This is a genomic window from Embleya sp. NPDC025285 (assembly GCF_055558835.1).
The window spans coordinates 1-22,499 of sequence record NZ_JBVHLU010000090.1 but is presented as its reverse complement, the minus strand read 5'-3'; the positions used below and the strand labels follow the sequence as shown (position 1 = coordinate 22,499).

The following is a 22,499-nucleotide window of genomic DNA, read 5'->3' as shown; positions in this document are numbered from 1 at the left end:
CACTACGGGCGATGTCGCCCAAGCCGGGCACCAGCAGCGTCGCGCGCATGGCGCGCCTGCCGGTACGAGTCCGGCACCAGGTCGAGGCGATCCACCGGCGCGCCGACCCCGACCACCACCTGCCCGGCGCCGTGGGTCAGGCCCCGGAACCTGGCGGTGATCCGCGCACCGAGCACGTCCCGGCAGCTCCGCCGCCGCGGCGGCCGGCGGCACCAGCAGGATCCAGGCCCGCGAGCGCTGGGCGACGGTCAGACTGGACTGGTGACACGGACCGGGACGACCCACCGGGCACCCGTCCGTGTGCCGCCGCATCGGCAGGGAGGAAACCCGGATGAACACGGACGTCGTGGTGGTCGGAGCAGGGGTGATCGGCGCGTCGATCGCGCTCGAACTGGCCAGAGCCGGACGGCGGGTGCTCGTGGTGGACAAGGCCGGCGGGGTCGGCCTGGGCTCCACCAGCGCCTCCAGCGCCGTCATCCGGTTCAACTTCTCCACGCACGCCGGGGTGGCCGCGTCGTGGGAGGCGCAGTTCTGCTGGCGCGCCTGGCGCGAGCACCTGGGTTGCGACGTCGACGACCCGGTCCGCTTCGAACGCAGCGGCCTGGCCCTGCTCGACGTGGACGCCGCGCCGCGCGGTGCCTACCTGCCGCTGTTCGACGCGGTCGGGGTCCCCTACGAGGAGTGGGACGCCGACACCCTGGCGACCAGGATCCCGGGTCTGGACACCGGGCGGTACGGGCCGCCCAAGCGCCTGGACGACGAGGACTTCTGGGCGGAGCCGACCGGCACGCTCGGTGCGGTCTTCACGCCCGACGCGGGCTACATCAGCGATCCGCAACTGGCCGCGCAGAACCTGGCCGCGGCGGCGACGCGCTTCGGCGCCGAGTTCCGGTTCCGGCGGACCGTCGTCGCGGTGCGGTCGACCGGCGGCCGGGTGGTCGGCGTGACCTTGGACGACGGCACGGTGGTGGCCTGCCCGACCGTGGTCAACGCGGCCGGGCCGTGGTCCGGTCGGGTCAACGAACTGGCCGGGGTGGGAGCCGACTTCACCATCGGTGTGCGGCCGATGCGGCAGGAGGTCGGATACCTGCGGGCGCCCGCCGGCTACAACCCGGACGGGGCGGCCGGGGTCACCGTGGCGGATCTGGATCTGGGCGTGTACCTGCGCGGCGAGGTCGACGGCGGACTGCTCGTGGGCGGGACCGAGCCGGAGTGCGACCCGCTCCAGTGGCTCGACGACCCCGACGCCGCCAACCCGAACCCGACGCCGGACGTCTTCGAGGCGCAGGTGACCCGCGCGGCCCGGCGCCTGACCGGGCTGACCGTGCCCAACCGGCCGCGCGGCATCGCCGGGGTGTACGACGTCGCCGACGACTGGACGCCGATCTACGACCGCACCGCCATGGACGGCTTCTATGTGGCGATGGGCACCAGCGGCAACCAGTTCAAGAACGCGCCGCTGGTGGGGCAGTTGATGGCAGCCCTGATCGAGGGGGTGGAGAGCGGGATCGATCACGACACGAAACCGGTGCGGTTCGTCGGCGTACACACCGGCGAGCCGATCGACCTGGGCGCGTTCTCCCGCCGGCGCAGCATCAACACAGCCAACTCCGGGACGGTGTTCGGCTGATGCCGCCGCGCCCCCGGTAACCGGCACGCCGATCCGCCTTCCGCATCGCCTTCGCAGCGCACTCCTGATCGCCTTCCGATCCGCGCTCCTCATCGCTTTCCGATTGCGTTCCGCAGGTGAGCGGGGCCGGGACGAACGTGTGGGAGGCGTGCCGGGCGGGCCCCGACGCGCTGGTCTGCGTGACGAGCCCAAGGGCGGGCGAGGAGGCTCGGTACACCGCCGACCTGCGGTGGATCGCCCGGGCCGACGGGAGGCGGACCGTATTGCGGACCGGTGACCGGCAGTTCGGGGTGCCGTCCGGGTCGCCGTAGGGCCGCGCGGTGGCCGTGGTGGAGGCGTTCTGCTCCGATCGCAAGGTGGTTGCCGGGGACTTTGTGCTGCTCGTGGTGGACGGCACCGGGACCGCGACGGAGGCGGCGCGGATCGACACGAACGGCGTGGACGTCACCTCGACCGGCCGGCTCGACGAGGACCGTCTCGGGTGGGCCGGCATAGCCGGGCCGGACACGGTGGTCGGCGAGTACGACCGCACTTTTGGCAAGGTCGCCGAACTCCGGCGCGGCACCGAGACCTTCGGTGGCCGCCATCCCGAACTCTCCTTCTCCGCGCACGGGCTCGCCGGAGTGCGGCACGGCTACGACCGCTGTCCGGAACCGGCGGTCGTGACAGGGCAATCGGTGCGCACGATCACGTCACTGAGCCATCCGGGCGCGGACGTGCGCACGCCCACCCTGGTGACGGCGGGCGCGCTGGACCGCTGCACGCCCGCCGGGCAGGCCCGGGAGTTCCTTCGCGCGCTGGTGGAGGCGGGCGCGGAGTCGACGCTCGTGATGTGTCCCCGGGAGGGCCACGGGGTGCGCGCCTTCTCGGCCTTGATCGACCACTGCGCCCGGTTGTCGGGCTGGTTCGACAAGCAGATGGCCCCCGGCCCGGCGGCCTGAGACCCGCACGCGCGCCGGACCGGGGCTGGTGCCCGCCCGCTCACGGGGATGAAGGCGGGCGGGCACGGTGCGCCCGACGGCCGGGGTCGGGCCGTCGAGCGGTCTGGTGGTATAGCTGCCCCGCCACCGGCGAGGCAACCGGGTTCGCGGGCCGATTCGTCGGCACGACCGGCGAATCGGCGACCGGCGAATCGGCGGTCTGCGGGTCGGCGCGTCAGCGGGTCAGCGAGTCGGCCGAGTGCGCCGAGGGCACCAGGCCGGTCGCCTCGGCGAGGATCTCGAACGAGCGGATGCGGTCGTCGACGCCGTGCACCAGGGTCAGCGCCATGAGCTCGTCGGCGCCGGTGCGGTCGACGAACGCGTCGATCTTGGCCGCGATGTCGTGCCGTCCGCCGACCAGGTGCGCCGCTATCCGCTGGCGGACGAACTCCCGTTCCTCCCGGCTGTATTCGAAGGCCTCGGCATACTCCGGGCTGGGGTAGGGCCCGGTGATTCCGCTGGTGCGCTGGAGCAGCGACGACAGCCCCATCGGTCCGGCCAGCCACTCCGCCCGCTCCTGCGTCTCGGCGACGATCACGATGGCCGCGACGATGGCGTAGGGGTGGTCCAGGTCGGCCGACGGACGGAAGTTCTCCCGGTAGGTGGCCAACGCCGGAATGGTGTTCTCCGCGCTGAAGTGGTGCGCGAACGCGAACGGCAGGCCGAGCATGCCGGCCATCCGGGCACTGGAGGGGCTCGAGCCGAGCATCCAGATCGGCGGCCGGTTGCCCTCCGCCGGGATCGCGCTGACCGGGGAGATCGGGCCGCCGTGTGCGGGCGACTCGAAGTAGTCCAGGAGTTCGGCGAAGCGCTGCGGGAAGTCGTCACCGGGGTCGGAACTGCGGCGCAGCGCCCGGGCGGTGATCGGATCGGTGCCCGAGGCCCGGCCGATGCCCAGGTCGATCCGGTCGGGGTGCAGCGCCTCCAGGGTGCCGAACTGCTCGGCGACCACCAGCGGAGCGTGGTTGGGCAACATCACCCCGCCCGAACCCACCCGCAACCGCGAGGTGGCGGCGGCGATCCGACCGATCATCAACGGCGGCGAGCAACTCGCGATGTTGGGCGCGTTGTGGTGTTCGGCCATCCAGTAGCGCAGGTACCCGAGTCGGTCCACGCTCTGCGCGATCCGAACGGTGTCGCGCAGAGCCTGGGCGGCCGAGGCACCGCTGGCCACGGGTGCGAAGTCCAGCACCGACAGGGGAAGTCGACTGCTTGTGTCCGTCATGCGGGAAGTTCCTTCCGAAGGGCCGGTCGGCGCCGGACGCGGCACGGGACGCGGTCAGGCGGCGGGCTTGGGGGCGGGGGGTTTGGGGCGGATCACGAAGATCGACACGACGAGTGCGCCGACGGCGAAGACCGACGCGCCGATGGCCGCGGTGGAGATGCCTTCGGTGAGCACGTGGTGTGCGGTCTGTTCGGGATCGAGGCCGGCCGGCGGGTGCTTGGCGGCGTTCTTGCTCGCGGTGCCGGAGATGGTGGCCAGGATGGCCAGACCCAGGCTCGCGCCGACCTGCTGGAGGGCCTGGAGCAGGCCGGAGGCGGCGCCCGCGTCCTTGGGCGGGACCTCGGACAGGATGATCATGTTCAGTGGCATGAAGCTCAGTCCCGAGCCGATGCCGAACAGCAGCATCGGTCCGACCACGCCGCCGGCATAGCTGCTGGAGTCGTCGATCTGCGTCAGCCACAGGATGCCCAGCGCGACCAGGACGCCGCCGAAGACCAGGATCGGCTTGGGGCCGAACTTGGGCAGCAGCTTGGGCGTTGCCCGGGCGAAGGCGAACTGGCACAGCGCCATCGGCAGGAACGCGCAGCCCGCCTTGAGCGGGCTGTAGCCCATCACGGTCTGCAGGAACTGGGTGAGGAAGAAGAAGATCGCGAACATGGTGGCCGGCAGCAGCAGCATGTTCAGGTACGCGCCGGCCCGGTTGCGGTGCGCGAGCAGGCGCAGCGGGGTGATCGGCTGCGCGGCCTTGGACTCGATCGCGATGAACGCGGTGAGCAACACCCCGGCCAGGACGAGCGCGCCGATGGTCAGACCGTCGCTCCAACCGTCGGATGCGGCCCGGATGCAGCCGTAGACCAGGGCGACCATGCCCGCGGTCGAGGTGACCGCGCCCAGGATGTCGAAGCGGCCGGGGTGGCGCTCGGGCTGGCGGATGTACAGCGGTGCCAGGGCGAGGATGCCGATGCCGATGGGCACGTTGATGAACAACACCGCGCGCCAGGAGGTGGCGTCGGTGAGCAGGCCGCCGAAGACCAGGCCGAAGGCCATGCCCGCGCCGGACACCGCCGAATAGACGGCGAGCGCCTTGGCTCGGGCGGGACCCTCGAAGTTGGTGTTCAACAGCGCGAGGGTGCTGGGCGCGGCGAACGCGGCGCCCACGCCCTGGAAGGCCCGGGCGGTCAGCAACATCGCCTCGGAGTTGGCGAAGCCGCCGACCAGCGACGCGAGCGTGAACAGCGCGATGCCGGCGATGAAGACCTTGCGGCGCCCGAGGATGTCGCCGGCACGCCCGCCGAGCAGGAGCAGGCCGCCGAAGGCGAGCGTGTACGAGTTGATGATCCAGGTCAGGCCGGTGGGTGAGAAGTCCAGGGCCTCCTGCATGTCCGGCAGCGCGATGTTGACGATGGTCGCGTCCAGAATGACCATCAGCTGGCAGGCCAGGATCACGGCCAGCGCGAGGCCGGGGCGGCGCTCGCGTCGTTCGACGGCCGAGACCGGATCGGCCGGTGTGCCAACTGCCGGCGGGGTCGACATGGTGCCTCCACAAGGGGCCAAGAAGGGGGAACGGTGAGCGTGCGCGGGCTCGCGCGCCCGCAGCGATGACCGTTGTGCCGGTCGGGTGTGGCCGGCCGGGGCGAGGCACGCGACGGCACCCCTTCCGGGCCGAAAGCAAACCGGAGGATCTCTCGACTTACGATACGGAGGAACTCTCGACTTTTCAATCGCATCGGCAACACACGTGTCCGGCAAGGCAATTCGGGCCGAGAACACCGTGCGTCCGACCGGGTGAACGAGCGGATCGCTACGCGGGCGCGCCGACCGGGCGATCAGGCGGTGGTTACGCGGGCGCGCCGAGCCAGCCGGTCAGGGCGCGTCGCAGGCCACCGTCCCCGCTCACGCCTTCCGGGCGGATCCAGGCGGCGTACCCGTCGGGCCGCAGCAGCACGGCCGAGGCGGCCGATTCCGGGACCGGGGCGGCCTGCACCACGTCCACGCGGTCCTTCCAGCCGGTGATGTCGAACGGCTCGGCGTCGCCCGCCGACAGATCCAGGAGCACCGCACGGCCGGTACGCAGCACCCGGTCCACGCTCGTCTCGCCCGCCTCGGTGAGCAGCGTCGCGTCCGGGAAGCGCTCGCCCAGCAGGGCGTGCCCGCCCACCTCGGCGGCGGCGCCTCCGTCCGCGCCGATCCCGGACCGCTCCGCGACCGGGTAGCGGATGTCCACTCCCGCAATCATGTGCACCAGATGCCGGCTGACCTCCTCGTGCGCGAGCAACTCGCCCAGCACCTCGCGCAGCGGCTCGGCCTCGGAGAGCGGGAACATCAGCGACAACTGGGCCCGCGTGTTCATCAACACCCGTGCGGCCACCGGGTGCCGTTCGACGGCGTAGGTGTCCAACAACCCTTCCGGAGCCCATCCCTGGATCGTCGCGGCCAGCTTCCAGCCCAGGTTCACCGCATCCTGCAAGCCGGTGTTCAAGCCTTGGCCGCCGATCGGGAAGTGCACGTGGGCGGCGTCGCCCAGCAGGATCACCCGCCCCTGCCGATAGCGCTCGGCCTGCCGCGCGGACGAGCCGAACCGGGACAACAGTTGTGGTGTGCCCAGGTCGAACTCCCGTCCCACCACGTGTCGGATCTGCCGGTGCAACTCCTCCTCGGTGACCGGGACCTCGCGCCCGGTCCGGGGCGCGCCGAACTCCGCGACGGTGACCCGGACCAGTTCGCCCTCCAACGGGATCAGCGCGAACATCCCGTTCGGATGCAGTGACGGGTCGATCCGGATCTGCCGCTCCACCGGGATCCGCAGGTCGCCGGTGATGCCGTCGGCCACCGACGGCGTGCCGGGAAAGTCGATGCCCGCCCGCTTGCGCACCACACTGGCGCCGCCGTCGGCCCCGGCCAGGTACGCGCCGGCCACCCGGTACTCGCCGTCCGCCGTACGCACCGTGACGGTGACCCCGGACTCGTCCTGGGTGAAGTCGGCGACCTCGTGCCCCCGGCGCACGTCCACCCCCAACTCCACCGCGCGCTCCTCCAGATGCTGCTCGATCCGGCGCTGCGGCACCCGGCGCGGCACCAGGTGTTCCTCCAGCCCGGTGAACCGCAACATCCCGAAACCGAAGTGCTTGATCGGCGCGTACTCGAACACCGGTGCGGCCAGGTCGCGTTGCTCCAACGCCCGGATCGAGCCGTACTGCAGCCCGAGCGCCCGGGACCACCCCGGCGGCTCCACCAACCGCTCCAGCACGATCGTGCGCACGCCGGCCAGCGCCAGCTCACAGGCCAACATCAGGCCGCTGGGCCCGGCCCCCGCGACGACTACCGTGCGATCGCTGTGCTCGTTGCGTTCCATCTCGACTCCTCGGCGATGTCCGATGTCCGACGTGCGATGTGCGATGTGTGACGAGGGGGTCCGCCGACAGGCGGGTACGGCCCCGGGCGCCTCGGGGGCGAGCGGGCGGTCCCGCGCGGGTCCGCCCGGCGCTCAGCGGTGGGCGCGAAGCCGGGCCTCGACCTCGGCCGGCGGCAGATGCGCGCGGCCGTCGGCCAGCACCAGCCGGACCGCGCGCAGCGCCGCGAGATCGGCGCGCGGATCGCCGGAGACGACCACGAGGTCGGCGGCGAAGCCCGGGGCCAGCCGCCCGGTGCGATCACCCAGCCCGAGCCCGTCCGCCGCGTTCGTGGTGGCCATCTCCAACACGTCGGTGTTGGCCAGGCCGGATCGTGCCAACCACTCCAGGCCGGTCACGTAGGCGTCGAAGCTCGCCCCCGCGATGCCGGCGTCGGTACCGGCCATCAGGCGCACGCCGTTCTCGTGCAACACCCGGGCCACGTCCAGCCACGGGCCCATGGCCTCGTGGCCGATCCGCTCCCGGGTCAGATCGAACGCGCGACTGAAGGTGGGACACACGAACACCCCGCGGTCGGCGATCTCGCGGACCAGATCGAGCCGTACGTCCGGGCCCGCCGCCGGGCCCGCCTCCGGGATGAACGTGCAGTGCTCCAAGGTGTCCGCGCCCGCCGCCAGCGCGGCCTCGACGCCGACCGCGCCGTGCGCGTGCGCGGCCACCCGCAGCCCAGCGGCGTGCGCCTCGCGCACGACCAGCGCGATCGCGTCCGCGCCGAACTGGCGCTGCCACGCCTGGGGGCCGCCGGGGGTCAGGTTCCCGCCGGTGGCCATCACCTTGAGCACGTCCGCGCCGGAGGCGATGTGCGCGCGGGTCGCCGCGAGCAACTCGTCGTGGTCGGCCACCTCGCCACCGAGGAACCAACAGTGCCCGCCGGGCACGGTCAGCGGCGTGTTCGCGGCGAGCACCCGCGGCCCCGGCAGCAACCCGGCGGCGATCGCGTCCCGCAACCGCCGGGCCAGGCCGCCCCGATCGCCGAGATCGCGCACCGTGGTCACGCCGCTGTCCAGCAACTGCCGAGCCCGGCTCGCCATCGCCGGAAACAGGTCCAGGTCGTCGACCCCGGCCAACGCGGCCACCGGATCCGCGCTCGCGTCGAACACGAGATGGACGTGGCTGTCGATCAACCCCGGCAGGACGCTCGCGCCCGGATGATCGGCCACCGGTGTGCCGACCGGCGCCCGGGCGAGGACCTCGGCACGCGGGCCCACGTCCCGGACCAGTCCGTCCGCCACCAGGACCGCCCCGTCGGGCACCTCCGGGGCCCCCGCGCCGGGCAGCACCCGGTCGGCGGCGATGATCCGTGCTGTCATGGACTGCTTCTCCTCGGCACCGTGAGACCGCAACCGCCGGGCGGGACCACGCCCGCGGCAGGCCCTCCCACTGCCTCGCCGGCGGGTGCCCCCGGTCGTTCGCGCCCACTGTCACAGCCGGTTCTAAAGCGACTCTTACGACCGCTCACGCGGCCGGTGCCGGCGGCTCACCGCATTGCCCGCCGGGGCGCCGGGGCGGCGCTTCCGAGCCCGGGTGAAGGGCGCTTCGGCACGCCCCCGCGAGCCCGGCCGCCCGGCGCCCTTAAGCCCAGCCTTAGCCGCTGCGCTCAAGCTCTGGGCCGACCCCCAACGCCCAGCGCGGAGGAGAAGAGCATGAGCCGCACCGTCGTGATCGCCGGGGGAGGCCCCACCGGCCTCCTGCTCGCGTGCGAACTCGCCCTGGCCGGCGCCGAACCCGTGGTGGTGGAGCCGCGCACCGACGATCCCGAGTTCTCCCCGGGCATGGCCGTGCACGGCCGCACCCTGGAGATCCTGGAACAGCGCGGACTCGCGGACCGCATCGGGGAACACGAGATGTTCGCCTGGCCGCGCACCCCGTTCGCCTTCCACTGGCTCGACCTGACCTCGGTCGGCCCGACCGAATACACCTACGCCTACCCGCAGTGGCGCCTGGAGCGGCTGCTGCGCGCGCGGGCCGGCGAACTGGGCGTGGAACTGCGCCGAGGCGTGCGGGTGAGCGACTACACGCAGGACGCGGACGGCGTCACGGTCCACACGCGCGCCGAGGACGGCACCGAGGAGACCTTGCGCGCCGCCTACCTGGTCGGCGCGGACGGCGCGGACAGCACCGTACGGCGGTTGGCCGGCATCGGGTTCGTCGCGTCCGGCAAGGAGTACGCCGGGGTGCTCGGCGACGTGGAGCTCGAGGAGAGCGAGCACGACACCTTCGACGGCGGCCTGTACCCGGCCGGGGTGTTCGGCGCGCTGCCGCTCCAGCCGGGCCGGTTGCGGCTGATGACGATCGAGTTCGGCGCCACGCCGCCGGCCGCCGATGTCCCGGTGAGCACCGAGGAACTGCTCGACAGCGTACGGCGGGTGCTGGGCAAGGCGCCCCGGGTGGCCCGCACGCACTACCTCGCCCGCTACGGCGGCCCCACCCGGCTGGCCGAACGCTACCGGGACGGGCGGGTGTTCCTGGCCGGCGACGCCGCGCACGTGCTGTTCATCTCCGGCACGCAAGGCGTCAACACCGGCCTGCACGACGCGCTCAACCTGGGCTGGAAGCTGGCCGCGACGCTGGCCGGGCACGCCTCGCCCGGCCTGCTCGACAGCTACGAGAGCGAGCGTCGCCCGGTCGGTGAGCGGGTCGCGCTGCACTCGCGGGCCCAGATGGCGCTGATGCACCCGCTGGCCGAGATCACCCCGCTGCGCGACATGGTCGCCGAACTCACCGCGATCGAGAGCGTCAACCGGCACCTGCTGGAGATGACCACGGCGGTCGGCTACCCGGCGCCGGCCGACGCCGATCCGGGTGCCGAAACGCACGCGCTGGTCGGCCGGCGGGTCCCGGGGGTCACGCTGAACACCGGCGCCGGCGACACGAAGCTGCTCGAACTCCTGAGCACCGGACGCGGCCTGCTCGTGGACCTGACCGGCGGCGCGGGCGGCGGGGCCGACCCGGCCGAGGCGATCGCGTGGGCCGACCGCGTCGACATCGTCACCGCGGGCTCCGCCGAGCCGGCCCTGGACGCGACGCTCGTCCTGGTCCGCCCGGACGGGTTCGTCGCGTGGGCCGACGACGCGACCGGAGCCCGGGCCAAGGGTCTGGGCGCGGCCTTGACCACGTGGTTCGGCGAACCCGACGAGGCGGCGTCCGCCGCGCCGGCGGCCCCATCCGCCTGACCCGGACCGCGGCGACGCGCCCACCCGGCGAGCGATCGACGACGGGCCACCGCACGTGTGGATCCACCCACCGGCGTCGTCCTTCGGGCCGATCCAGGACATGAAGGAGCAGGAGCATGACCGATACCACCCGGACCCAGACCCCGACCCAGACCCCGACCCCGACCCCGGCATCCGTGCCCGAGGCGCCGGCCACCGTCGACGAGCGCTCGCGGCAGTGGAGCCTGTACCAGCCCTGGCTCCAGCAGGACCCGATCCCGTATTGGAAGCAGATGCGCGCGAGCGCGCCGATCGTGCGCTCCGAGGAGGCGGGCGGCTTTTGGATCCTCACCCGCTACGAGGACATCGAATGGGCGGCGCGCAGCCCCGAGTTGTTCTCCAACGCCGAACTGGTCATTCCGCACCGGCAGATCTTCCCGACCAAGCAGATCCCGATCCAGCTGGACGGCGAGGAGCACCGCAAGTGGCGCCTGACGCTGGCGAGTCTGTTCAACCCCGGGGTGGTCAACCACTTCGCGCCCCGGATCCGGGAGGCCGCCGTGGACGCGATCGAGCCGATCGTGGCCGCCGGGCGCTGCGAGTTCCTCACCGACTTCGGCATCCAACTGCCCGCCGAGACCTTCCTGATCAGCTTCGGGATCGGCCGGGAGCACCTGCGCACGCTGCTCGACCACAAGACCTGGCTGCGGCGCGAGGGCATCCCCAACGCCCGTACCGACGAGGACCTGCGGGTGGCGAACAAGCCGCTGTGGGACTTCTTCGGCGAGGCGATCGACCAGCGCCGCGCCGAGGGAACCCAGGGCCGCCGGGACGTGATCAGCCAACTCGTCGAGGGGCGCTTCGACGGCCGTGAACTCACCCGCGACGAGATGATCAACGCCGCGTTCGTGACCATGCTCGCCAGCCTGGACAGCACCACCGCGCAGCTCGGTCTGATCTTCCTGTACCTGGCCCGCCACCCCGAGGTCCAGGACCTGATCAACGCGAATCCCGACCGGATCCCCGCCGTGGTGGAGGAACTCATCCGACACGAACCGGTCTCCTCGACCGGGCGCCTGGTCACCCGCGACGTCGAGCGGCACGGCGTGACCATGCGCAAGGGCGATCGGGTGTTGTTGTCCTGGGGCATGTCGGGCCTGGACCCGGACGCCTTCGAGAACCCCGACGAGGTGGACTTCGACCGCAACGCCACCCGTCAACTCGCCTTCGGCACCGGACCGCACCGGTGCCTGGGGATGCACCTCGCGCGCCGGATCATCGGCATCGCGATCGAGGAGTGGCACAAGCGCGTGCCGAACTACCACGTCGCCGAGGGCACCGTGCCGCTGCATCACTACTCGCCCGGCCGGGGGTTGCACAACCTCGACCTCGTGCTCGGCCGGGCACGGGGGTAGCGGGCATGCGCGTCCGGGTGAACTCCGATGCCTGCATGGGGCATTCCATGTGCAGTGCGCTGGCCTCGGAGGTCTACGAGGTCACCGACGAGGGTTTCAACGAGATGGGCGACTTCGAGGTCGACCCGGCTCGACGGGCCGCCGCCCTGCGCGGCGCCCGGGCCTGTCCGGAGAAGGCCATCACGATCGCGGAGGAGCCGACCGCGTGAGCCGCGGTCCGTCGGCGACCCATTCGGGCCGCCGACGGGCCGACGTCAACTCGCGAGCCTGGTGTCGAGTTGCTCGTCGGCGGTCAGGATCGCCAATTGCAGGTCCCGCAACGCCCGTCCCGGCTCCAGGCCCAGTTCGCCGTTGAGCGTCTCCCGGGCCTGCTGGTACACCCGCAGCGCGTCCGCCTGCCGCTCCGACCGGTACAGCGCCAGCATCAACTGCCGATGGAACACCTCACGCAGCGGGTGCTCGGTGGTCAGCGCGTACAGCGGGCCGACCAACTCCCGGTGCAGGCCCAATTCCAGGTCGGCCTCCACCAGCAACTCGGTGCATTCCAAACGGGCTTCCTCCAGCCAGGTCATGAACCCGCGGATCAGCGGCCCCTGGCCGTACGGTTCCCCGAGCGCCGGCCCGCGCCACAGGTCCCGGGCGGCCCGCAGCGACTCGGACGCCTGGCGGTACGCGCCGACCCGCAGATGCGCGCGCCCCTGTTGCACATGGCGCTGGAAGGTCCACAGGTCGAGGTCCTCCGGCGCCATCCGCAGCAGATATCCCGGCGCCCCGGTGACGATCGGGCCTTCGGGGTCGTCCGGCCTGCCGATCAATCGCCTGAGCTGGGACACGTACACATGCAGTGCCGCTGTCACCCGACGGGGCGGATTCTCGCCCCATATCTCGTCTATCAGTTGATCTATCGAGACGACCTGATTGCCTCGGATGACCAGTGCCGCCAGCAGTGTGCGCAGTTTGGGCGCGCTGATCGGGGCGCCGTTGCCCGCCTCGTCGATGACGTGCAGTGGGCCCAGGATCGAATATCGCATGACTTCCCCCATGGGTTTCGGTCGAGGCGGACGGACCGGCCGGTGTGGCCGGCCCGGGCCTACCGCTCTCGACGCGATGACGGATGGTCGGGGTATCGCGCGCCGTCGGGCGACGTCCCGTCGAGACCTCGGCGCCGGCCGGACTCGGACGCCGGCGGCCGTATACGGAGCCTCACCACGATTGTGTCTCGCCCGGACCCCGGTCACGCCCCCCGGGCACCCCAGCATGCCCCCAGCCATCCGCCCAGGGGTGGTAGCGAAACCGGTACGGGAAACCACCGGCGGGACGGGTCCGACCACCGACGGCGCCCCGGGGCCGAGGTCCGGCGGACCCCGGACGCGAGGCGGCCGGGGCAGGGACGCGGGAGTCGGCCCGGGCTGCCGGGGCACGGAACGCGGGTGTGGCTCGGGCCGCCGAGGGCAAGGACGCCGACCGGCCCGGGCCGCAGAGGCAACGACGCGGGACCGGCCCTCGTGCGGCCGGTCCCGGTTTCGTCGGTCGGTCAGGCGCTCTCGGTGCCGTCCGTCTCCAGGGTGTCGCCCAACTCGGCGCGGGAGTTGATGCCGAGCTTGCGGTAGACCTGACTGAGATGCCACTCGACGGTCTTGACCGTCACGAACAGCGTGTGGGCGATCTCCTGATTGCGGTATCCGGCCGCGGCCAGGTCCGCGACCCGGCGCTCCTGGGGCGTCAGACCGGTCTGACCGGTCCGGCGCGGCTGCCGGCCCCGGGTGCGCGAGGTGATCGCGTCGAGCTCCTCCCGGGCGCGGGTGACCAGCGCGGTCGCGCCGCAACTCTCGGCCAGGTCGGCCGCCTCGCGCAAGCGGCAACGGGCCTGCATGTGCTGGTCGTTGTGTCGATGCGCGATGCCCAGTTCGAGCAGGGTCAGAGTGTGGTCGGGCACCGCCGGGGTGGTGCGGATGTGCTGGAGGGCCTCCTCCAGGATCCGTACCCGGTCGGTACCGCGCGCGGTCTGCGCGGTGGCCCGCAACGCGCCGGCGATGGTGCGCGGCGCCCCGAACGCGCGCCCGGCGGGCACCTGGGCCTCGGCCAGCGCCCGGGCCTCGTCGGTGCGGCCGAGCCGGACCAGCGCGGTGACCGCGTCGATGGTGGGCAGGAACGCGACCGGGGTCGGCGCGGTCCAGCGATGGAAGAGCGCCCTGGCGTGCAGGATGTCGTCGAGCGCGTTCTCCGAGTGCCCCTGGGCCAGCCGTACCCGCCCCCGGGCGACCAGCAGCGGCAGCAGGGTCAGGGTCTGTGGCGTGTCCAGGTCCGGCGCGTCCTCCAACAGCCGGGCCGCGCCGGTGAGATCGCCCCGCACGGCAAGGGTCGACGCCAGCGCCGCGGTGGCCAGGCACAACACACTCCCCGGCGGTGGCGGGGCGTCGGCGGCGACGTCCGGATGGATCGCCCGCAGGGCCGTGCGCGCGTCGGTCTCGGCCTCCGCGAGCATGCCGCGCTGCCACCGAACCCAGGCCCGGGAGGCCCGCGCGGCGTCCGCGGCCAGGGTCAGGTTCTGATCGCGCGCGTCGGAGAGGATGCGGGTGAGCAGCGTGTCCGACTCGGTCAGCCGGTTGCAGTGCGCGAGCGCCCCGGCCAGCAGCAGGATGGGATGCAGTTCCCCGTCCGGCCCGGTGACCAGCCGCCCGTACGCGAAGCAGCCCTGGGTGAGGGCGTGTTGCACGCGTTCGACGATCTGCTGGGCGGGCCTGCCCTCGCTCAGCGCCTGCACGGTGTCGGCGGCGATGAGCACCCGGCGGATGTCGGCGCACACGCAGTCGGGCCCCCATCGTGTGGTGGGCACCGGGTTGGTGGCCGGGTCGTCGCACTGGTGCTCGCCGGCCCACTCGCCCAGGCCGGCCAGCTCGCGGGCGGCGATATGCCGGGTGGCGGGCATCAGTTGGGCGACCACGGTCAGCGCCATGCACACCCGCAGGAAACCCTCGCCGTCGGGATCGGAGCCGTCCGTCGGCAGGACGGCGGCCAGTTCCTCGCGTAACCCCTGGAGCAGCGTGATCGCCTCGTCGTGCCGGCACGCGGCCACCAGCGCCGAGGCCAGATCCACACCGACCCGGGCCCGGGCCTCGGGATCGGGCGCGGCGTCCAGGGCCTGGGCCAGTCGGCGGCAGGCGTGCCCGCCACGCGCGCGCAACTCGGCCCGGCCCAGCGTCGCGCACAACGCCGGCACAGTCGCGGGCGGCGCCGGTTCGTGCAGGGCTCGGCGCAGATAGCGCACCGCCGCCCCGGGGTCGCCGTGGGCCAGGGCGCCGCGCCCGGCCACCGCCAGGACGTCCGCGACCCAGGGATCCGCGGCCGGCGGCACCTCCATCAGATGGTCCGCGGCCTCGCCCGCCGCCTCGCCCCGCAACGTGCCCGCGCCGGTCAGCGCCCGCGCGGCCCGCACATGCGCGCGGTGGCGCAGGCGCAGCGGTAGATCCCGGTACAACGTCTCGCGCACGATCGGGTGCACGAAGCGCAACGGCGAACCGGCGTGCACCATGCCCAGTTCGACCAGGACGCCCACCGCCTCGGTGGCCTCGGCCCGGCTCAACCCGGCGATCTGGCCCACCAGTACCGGATCCGCGGTCAACCCCACGACCGCCATCGCCTCGGCGAACACCGCGACCGGGCCGGGCGACAGCCGCAGGCGGCGCACCACGCTGCGCGAGACGCTGCCCGGCGCGAGCCGGGAGACCCGGGCCACCACGTCCCCGCAACGACCGTCCTCGGTGGGGGCGTCGATCCCGTCCTCGGCGGAGACCGTACGGACGGACACCGCGCGCCGGGCGTCGCCGCGCTCGGCGCCGCCCCCGGGAGCCGGCCCGGGCACACCGGAGCCCACACCCTCGAACGCCGAGGCGGGCTCGTTGCGCCAGGTCACCGGGAACGTGCCGCCCGCCCGGGAGGTGAACCCGGCCCGCCCGGTGGCGGGGGCCGGCCCGTCGGCGCGCGCACCGGATGCCACCTCGACCAGGGCGCCCCGCGCGCGGTCCTCGGCGCCCAGGACCGCCTCGCCGGTCCGTACGCTCCGGTCGACGGCCTTCCCGAAGGCCATCGCCACGGTGTCGCCGCCGGGTGCCGACCCGGCCCACGGGCCCACCGGGACGGACACACTGCGGCCGTCGCCCGCCCGGGACAACACCCGCACCCCCTCGCCGTCGGGGCAGGCCGGTTCGGGAACGACCACGGCGGGCGAGCCCGGCCCATCGACCGGAACCACGCCGTCCGCCTGGAGTTCGCCCAGCAACTCGCGAAGGAAGAACGGGTTGCCACCGGTGGCCTCGTGGCACAACCGGGCGAATCCGGTGCCCTGATCCGCGCCGACCACGCGGATCACCAACTCGCGCACGCCCGTCTCGGTCAACGGCTCGGCGCGCACGACCCGGGCCAGCGGCGAAGACACCATGGCGCGCACCACGTCCGCCTGCGGCCCCCAGCGCATCGACTCGGTGGCCACCGCCACGACCACGGGCAACTCGTCCAGCCGGGTGGCCAGATAATGCAGGAAACGCAGGGACGACTCGTCGGCCCATTGCACGTCGTCGACGACCAGCACCAGCGGCTCGCGGTCGGCGACATTCACGCACAGCCAATACAGACCGTGAAACAATGCCTGCCGTTCGGCCGCGCTGCCCCGCGCGTCGTCGTCACCGAGCGGAAGCAGACCACCGGCGTATTCGAACAACGGAGCCGACAATTCCGCCGCGCCGGACCACATGGCCGCCCGCAGCTCCGGCGGCGCGCAGGCCAGCAAAGGCTCGAACAATTGACGCACGATCCCGAACGGAAAACTCTCCTCGAACCGCGAACCCCGGGCCTGGAGAATCCGGAATCCGCCCGTCGACGCCTCTTCGCGCAAGCCCAGGAGCAGCGACGACTTTCCGGCCCCGGCCGCGCCCTCCACCAACAACAATCGGCCCCGCCGGTCCCGGCAGCCGGTCAGCAGCTCCCCGAATATCGCCAACTCGCGTCCGCGTTCCACCAATCCGACCGTATCCCCGTGCATAACGGCACAACTCCATTCCCCCGCGCACACCAAATTCACCCCGGGCACATGGCTCCGGGAAGGATTCGCCGACCTCGCCGACGTGGCGACGGACGGCAGGTTCGACCGCACCCGGAACCGGGCGCGGACGAATGCGACGTCGAATGTCGCGATCCGATGCCTTGGGGAGGATCACGCCCCGCCGGGGCGGGCGGATGGGGCGACTCCGGCTGATTCGGACGCGAGACGAGTGACCCTACGGGCGCGGACAGCGCCCCGGACAGCAGCGGTCGGAGGTGGTGCCCACATGGATCGCTGAGGTGGAGCGGTGTCGAATGAAGCACATCACGATGACCCCTCGAGTGCTGTCAACGTCCTCGGCTGTAGGCCCCGGGTCGGTCGGGCCCGCAGGGTTCAGTGCGGGATCAGGCTAACCCGACACTCTCTCCGTTTAGCCGTTCGATCCGGCCCGCACGCGGTTTTCGGTCACCCGCCAACCGAACGTCTCTTCGATCCGAGTACTCGCGGACACCGGATTCGCCCTGGTCCGCGACGGCCGGACGGCGAAAGACCCGGTGATCACACGAGTCGTCACGCAACAGGCGGTGGCCGGTCACCGAGTGCAGATCTTGTCTGAAAATCCGTGCTGGGCGTGACCGAGCGTCCAACGGGCGGACACGCTGGGGAAACCGAACGGAAACACAGGACGCCCTCCCCGTGGGTCCGTGGCCCGATGGGCGACGAACGAACGAGGAGGGCGAAAGGTGCGACGCGGACGTCCGCGCCGGTGGCACCGGGGGCCTGAGGTGACGGGCCGTCAGTCCACGGTGGACGGCTCGCCGCGAGCGGACGACGCGTTCGCCGCCGGCAGCGTCGGACGCTGTTCGGACGACCCGGCGTCCGGACCGCCGCGGGGATCGGACGCGGAACCCGTACCGCCGGCGGAATCGGACCCGGCGCCCGGTCCGCCTCGGGAAGCGGACTCGGCGGCCGGCTCGATCGGGGCGGGCCGACGCCTCGGCCGGGCGAATCGTGCCATCGCGGGCTGCTCCACCACGGCGTGCAGCACCGCGCTCAACGCCAGCGCCACCACGAGCAGCGCCGCCAGCACACCGAACGCGCCCGGGGTGCTCCAGGTCCGGTGCAGGCCCAACCAGCGATGCCCGTAGGACAGCACGAGTTGGTGCAACAGGTAGAACGCGAACGAGATCTCGCCGAGCCGGACCACGAACCGGCTGCCGAGCCACGACCGCGCGCCGCGCACGTCGGCGGCGGCCACCGAGGAGATCAACAGCGCGATCGGCACCACCATCACCGCGACGATGGAGAACAGCGTCGACGCGTGCTTGAGCCCCACGAACGCGCCGATCGCCAGCGCCAGCGCGGGCAACCGACCGAGCGGAATCCACCGACCGGTCAGCACGATCCGGGCCATCAGCATGCCCAGCACGAACTCCAGCATCCGCACCGGCGGGAACGCGTACACGAACCAGAACCTGGGGAAGGACACCGACACCGGCGGGGGGAACATCACGCCGCCCTGGATGAGTTCGGCCACCAGCGGCATCACCGCCACCACCGCCGCCACGCCCGCCGCCACCGGCCACAGGTAGCGGCCCGGGATGCGCTTGATGCCCACCAGCAGCAGCGGGAACGAGAGATAGAAGAACAACTCGCAGGCCAGCGACCACGTGGGCGGGTTCACCCCGAGGAAAATCTCCAGGTCGGGAATCCAGGACTGGATCAGCAGCAGGTTCGGGATCAGGACCCTCGCCTCGAGCACCCGATCGGTGGTGCTCAACAAGATCGCGGCGAGTACGACCGCGACCACCGTGTTCGGATACACCTTCGCCGCGCGCCGGCGCCAGAAGGCCCGGGCAGTGTCGCCGGCCCGAGCGGACCAGGTCAACACGAAGCCGCTGAGCACGAAGAAGAAGGCGACCCCCACATATCCGGAACCGCGCACCACATCATTGAAGTCGGCGCTGAAACCGGCGTCCCGGAAGAACCGCTGATCCGAGGCGTGCGCGAGGAACACCATCAGTGCGGCGAAGAACCGCATGCCGGTGAGAGAGGGCAGCGTGCTCTGTTTCTTTGCGGAATCGATTCCGGTCATGGATCGCCATTCCTGTCGGCGGCCCGGCAACGGCGGGCGGTACGGGCGGGGAGCCGATCGACCGCGCCGAGCGCTCCGGGGCGAGCCGGTATCACGCGGCGGTCGGTTCGAGGGTGCGGTCGCGGGCTTAAGCCGTTCTTTGCTCGCGCTAATCCCGCCTTTGGGACTCGGCAATCGACCGAAAGGCGGTCCCCGGCAGGCCCGGTGCGGCACCGGACGCCTGGCCTGCCGGGTACCGTGTACAAAGGCCGTTCGGCCCCCGACGTATCCTGGACGCCCCGTTTCCAGGATTTCGGCAACAGTGCAACCAGGGGATCGGCGATGACGACTGAGCAGCCCCCGGCACGTGCGATGCGCGCGGACGCCCGGCGCAACTACGAACGGCTGATCGTCGCGGCCGGCGAGGCATTCTCCGAGCACGGGCCGGACGCGCCACTGGACGACATCGTGCGCCGCGCCGGGGTCAGCCCCGGCACGCTGTACCGCAACTTCCCGACCCGACACGCACTGCTCGAAGCGGTGTTCCACGACGGCGTCGAGGGGCTGTGCAGCGAGGCACAGGCCCTGCTGGACGCACCTGTGCCCGAGGAGGCGCTGGCCACCTGGCTGCGCTCGGTGATCGCCTACGCGACGACCTACCGCGGGCTCGCCGCGTCGCTGATGGCCACCATGCTCGAACAGGAAACGACCGCGTCCTCGTGCCACACCCGGATGCGCTCGGCCGGCGCCGCGTTGCTCCTGCGCGCCCAGCAGGCCGGCACCGTGCGCAAGGACACCGACATCTCCGATCTGCTCAAGATCGCCAACGGCATCGCCTGGGCCATCGAACAGGCCCCCAGCGACGCGGGTCAGACCGACCGGCTCCTCGAACTCACCATGGGCGGCCTGCGCACGGCCGAGGCCACACCGGCGCGCGCGGGCTGACCGACCGGCGCCCGGCGCGGACCGAGCACCCGGGCATGTTTCCGGTCACGGAGCGAGCTCCGGTGTACCGTCCGAGGCCAGAGCACCGTGCACCCGGGCAAGTTTCCGATCACGGGAGCGAGCACTCGTGATTCGACCACGGGAGCGAGCGCTCGTGTACGTTCCCGGCCACGGCACCGAGTGCTCGTGTGTGTTTCCCGGTCACGGCACCGATTGCCCACACCCACGCACGGCGTCCCGCGACCGAATCGGTCGCGGGACGCCGTGCGTGTACCGGGAGTTCGCTCAAACCGCGGCCGGGACCGGCTCGCTCGCCTCGATCTCCAGCCGCAGGAACCGGGCCAGCGCGGCGGGCGTCGGATTGTCGAACACCGCCACCGTGGCCAACTCGACCCCGATCGCGGCACTCAGCAGATTGCGCAACTCCAGTGCGGTGAACGAGGAGAAACCCAACGCGACGAAGTCCTCGTCGGCGTCGATCGCCGCGCCCGACCCGTGCCCGAGCAGCGCCGCCACGTGCCCGAGCACGATGTCGAGCAGGACACGCTCGCCCGCCGCGTCGTCCGGGGCCGCCAGCACCCGCCGCCGAACCTCGACGGACCGATCACCCGCGTCGGCCGCCGCGCCGGCGCCCGCCGGGCCCGACGAGGCGCCCGTCGCCGCGAGATCGCGCACCAGCGCGGCCGCGCCCACCCCCGCGGAGCGGGCAGGCAGGCGATCCCACGCGGCGTCCGCGACGACCAGGCTCGGCACGTCCCGATCCGGCGCCTGAGCCAGCGCCTCGAACAGCGCCTCGATCGCCGGCTGCGGGGCCACCGGCCGCAGCCCGTCCACCTCGACCGCCCCCGCGCCGGTCGAGTCCCACGGACCCCATGCCACCACACCGGCCGGCAACCCCCGCTGCCGGCGTGCGTGGGCGAGCGCCTCCAGATACGCGTGTGTACCGGCGTCGGCCGGATCCGGCGAGGTGCCGAGCAGGCCGGCCAGCGAGGAGAAGAGCACGAACACGGACAGGTCCAGGTGCTCGGTGGCCCGATCCAGGTTCGCCGCCGCCGACCGGTGAACGGCCTTGTCCTCAAGCGTGGTTGCCACGGTTTCGGTTTCGGCGATCGGGGCGGGTGTCGTGTGCAGCACCGCGGACAGCGGGTGCTCGGCCGGGACCAGCGCGAGCAACCGCGCCGTCTCGGCCGGATCCGCCGGGTCGCAGACGGCGACCGTCACCCGCGTGCCCAGGCCGGCCAGTTCCTCCTCCAGCGCCGATGTGTCACCCGGGACGGCCCGGGTGAGCAGGAGATGATCGGCGCCGCGTCGGGCCAGCCGGCGGGCGACCTGGGCACCGAGGGATGTGGTGCCCCCGGTGATCAGCGTGGTGCCACGCGGCTTCCAGCCGCCGCCGTCGGCCGCCCGGGCACCGGGCGCGGCCCGCACCAGTCGGCGGACAAACACCCCGGTGGCCCGAATCGCCACCTGGTCCTCGATGTCGGCACCCGCCAGTACGCCTGCCAGCCGCGCCGTCGCCCACCCGTCCGGCCGCTCGGGCAGATCCACCAGACGGACCGTACCCGGAGCGTTCGGTGCGCCCGTGCCCACCGCCCGGGCCAAGCCCCACGCGAGCGCCCGGTCCGGCCGCGCCGGCGCGGCGTCGCCGCGGAGCGCGACCGCGTCGTGGGTGAGCAACCACAGCGGCGCCTTGATCCCGCTCTCCGTCAGCACCCGCACCAGCCGACCGGCCGGGTCCGGGTCCGGATCCGGGTCGAGCGGTGCCAGGGCCAGCACTCCGTCCGGATCGCAATGCCGCGCCACAGCGGCGGACAACGCGTGCACGTCCGGCGCGCCGTCCGCGGCGACCGGGACCTCGATCCGGATCGGCCGCGCGCCATGCCGGCCGAGCGCGGCGAACACGTCGTCGGCGGCCGGATGATCCGCCGGCGCGAGCAGCAGCCACGTGCCCGACAACACCGCACTCGACGGCTCCGGTACCGGCTGCCAGACCACCCGGTGCCACCACCGGCGCTGCCGCCGCCACGCGGTCAGCGCGGGCAACAACGCACGCAGGGCGGCCTGTCCGTCGGCATCCACGTGCAACGCGTCCGCCAGCGCATCCGGATCGTCGTTCTCCACCGCCGCCCAGAAGCGCGCGTCGGCCGGCGCCTCCGCCACACCGTCGAACCCGGCCTCGGCGCCCGGGGATTCCGGTACGTCCAGCCACAGGCGCTGCCGCTGGTAGGCGTACGTCGGCAGGTCGACGGGCGGCGGCGGACCGGCGGGTCCGGTGAGTACCGACGGCCAGTCGACGGACACCCCGTGCAGGTGGGCGGTGGCCAGGGCGGTTGCCACGCTCCGAGCCTGCGGCCGGTGCCCGCGCAGGAGCGGGACGAACGCCGATTCGCCCCGGGCACCGGACTCGTCCCGGCGGAGCGCGTGCACGGTCTCCTGCGTGAGGGTGGTGAGGGTGGTGTCGGGTCCCAACTCCAGGTAGGTGGTGACGTTTTGGTGGTGGAGGGTGGTGATGCCGTCGTGGAAGTGGACGGCGTGGCGGATGTGGTTGGTCCAGTAGGTGGGGTCGGTGAGTTGTTCGGTGGTGGCGATGGTGCCGGTGGTGTTGGAGATCAGTGGGGTGTGTGGGGGGT

Annotated in this window: 15 protein-coding genes; 6 read left to right on the top strand and 9 right to left on the bottom strand. The window is 72.6% G+C overall.

The annotated features are described in order from the left end of the window. Positions 1 to 2: 2 nt before the first annotated feature. Positions 3 to 176 carry a hypothetical protein gene (locus ACZ4FV_RS39980; RefSeq protein WP_402241559.1) on the bottom strand — a complete coding sequence of 58 codons (174 nt, stop codon included), beginning with the start codon at positions 174 to 176 and terminating at the stop codon, positions 3 to 5. Between the two features lie 155 nt (positions 177 to 331). Between ACZ4FV_RS39980 and ACZ4FV_RS39975 the strand changes: the two genes are divergently transcribed. Together ACZ4FV_RS39975 and ACZ4FV_RS39970 are read left to right on the top strand one after the other, a co-directional pair. After that, positions 332 to 1,630: an NAD(P)/FAD-dependent oxidoreductase gene (locus ACZ4FV_RS39975; RefSeq protein ID WP_402241562.1), complete on the top strand. Its 1,299-nt coding sequence runs from the start codon at positions 332 to 334 to the stop codon at positions 1,628 to 1,630. Positions 1,631 to 1,950: 320 nt separating this feature from the next. Beyond that, positions 1,951 to 2,571: a prolyl oligopeptidase family serine peptidase gene (locus tag ACZ4FV_RS39970; RefSeq protein ID WP_402241565.1), complete on the top strand. Its 621-nt coding sequence runs from the start codon at positions 1,951 to 1,953 to the stop codon at positions 2,569 to 2,571. Positions 2,572 to 2,785: 214 nt separating this feature from the next. Here the strand turns inward: ACZ4FV_RS39970 and ACZ4FV_RS39965 are convergent, their stop codons facing one another. The 4 genes from ACZ4FV_RS39965 to ACZ4FV_RS39950 form a co-directional block, all read right to left on the bottom strand. After that, positions 2,786 to 3,835 carry an LLM class flavin-dependent oxidoreductase gene (locus tag ACZ4FV_RS39965; RefSeq protein WP_395873829.1) on the bottom strand — a complete coding sequence of 350 codons (1,050 nt, stop codon included), beginning with the start codon at positions 3,833 to 3,835 and terminating at the stop codon, positions 2,786 to 2,788. A gap of 54 nt (positions 3,836 to 3,889) precedes the next feature. Beyond that, on the bottom strand, positions 3,890 to 5,368 hold the full coding sequence (locus ACZ4FV_RS39960) for an MFS transporter (protein ID WP_395873828.1): 1,479 nt from the start codon (positions 5,366 to 5,368) through the stop codon (positions 3,890 to 3,892). 304 nt (positions 5,369 to 5,672) lie between these two features. After that, positions 5,673 to 7,187 (bottom strand): FAD-dependent monooxygenase, encoded by a 1,515-nt coding sequence (locus tag ACZ4FV_RS39955; RefSeq protein WP_402241569.1) that lies wholly within the window; start codon positions 7,185 to 7,187, stop codon positions 5,673 to 5,675. A gap of 132 nt (positions 7,188 to 7,319) precedes the next feature. Further along, on the bottom strand, positions 7,320 to 8,555 hold the full coding sequence (locus tag ACZ4FV_RS39950) for an amidohydrolase family protein (protein WP_395873825.1): 1,236 nt from the start codon (positions 8,553 to 8,555) through the stop codon (positions 7,320 to 7,322). A 333-nt stretch (positions 8,556 to 8,888) separates the two neighbouring features. Here ACZ4FV_RS39950 and ACZ4FV_RS39945 point away from each other — a divergent pair, with 333 nt between their 5' ends. The 3 genes from ACZ4FV_RS39945 (at position 8,889) to ACZ4FV_RS39935 (ending at position 12,021) form a co-directional block, all read left to right on the top strand. Further along, positions 8,889 to 10,418, top strand: a complete 1,530-nt coding sequence (locus ACZ4FV_RS39945; protein ID WP_395873824.1) for an FAD-dependent monooxygenase — start codon at positions 8,889 to 8,891, stop codon at positions 10,416 to 10,418. Between the two features lie 116 nt (positions 10,419 to 10,534). Beyond that, a complete protein-coding gene (locus ACZ4FV_RS39940) occupies positions 10,535 to 11,812 on the top strand; it encodes a cytochrome P450 (protein ID WP_465325595.1) in 1,278 nt (425 codons plus the stop codon). 5 nt (positions 11,813 to 11,817) lie between these two features. Then, a complete protein-coding gene (locus ACZ4FV_RS39935; RefSeq protein WP_395873822.1) occupies positions 11,818 to 12,021 on the top strand; it encodes a ferredoxin in 204 nt (67 codons plus the stop codon). A 45-nt stretch (positions 12,022 to 12,066) separates the two neighbouring features. On the opposite strand, the gene ACZ4FV_RS39930 is transcribed toward ACZ4FV_RS39935, so the two are convergent. The 3 genes from ACZ4FV_RS39930 to ACZ4FV_RS39920 form a co-directional block, all read right to left on the bottom strand. Then, complete coding sequence (locus ACZ4FV_RS39930) at positions 12,067 to 12,843, bottom strand: AfsR/SARP family transcriptional regulator (protein WP_395873821.1); 777 nt, start codon at positions 12,841 to 12,843, stop codon at positions 12,067 to 12,069. A 503-nt stretch (positions 12,844 to 13,346) separates the two neighbouring features. Next, positions 13,347 to 16,826, bottom strand: coding sequence for a helix-turn-helix transcriptional regulator (locus ACZ4FV_RS39925; protein ID WP_402241575.1), 3,480 nt, complete (start codon positions 16,824 to 16,826; stop codon positions 13,347 to 13,349). An 820-nt stretch (positions 16,827 to 17,646) separates the two neighbouring features. After that, positions 17,647 to 18,945 (bottom strand): acyltransferase family protein, encoded by a 1,299-nt coding sequence (locus ACZ4FV_RS39920; RefSeq protein WP_395873819.1) that lies wholly within the window; start codon positions 18,943 to 18,945, stop codon positions 17,647 to 17,649. Between the two features lie 321 nt (positions 18,946 to 19,266). Between ACZ4FV_RS39920 and ACZ4FV_RS39915 the strand changes: the two genes are divergently transcribed. Continuing rightward, entirely contained in the window at positions 19,267 to 19,869 is a 603-nt protein-coding gene (locus ACZ4FV_RS39915; RefSeq protein WP_395873818.1) for a TetR/AcrR family transcriptional regulator, read from the top strand. A 285-nt stretch (positions 19,870 to 20,154) separates the two neighbouring features. Here ACZ4FV_RS39915 and ACZ4FV_RS39910 read toward each other — a convergent pair. Beyond that, on the bottom strand, positions 20,155 to 22,499 hold a 2,345-nt coding region (locus ACZ4FV_RS39910), incomplete at its 5' end, for an SDR family NAD(P)-dependent oxidoreductase (RefSeq protein WP_465325591.1).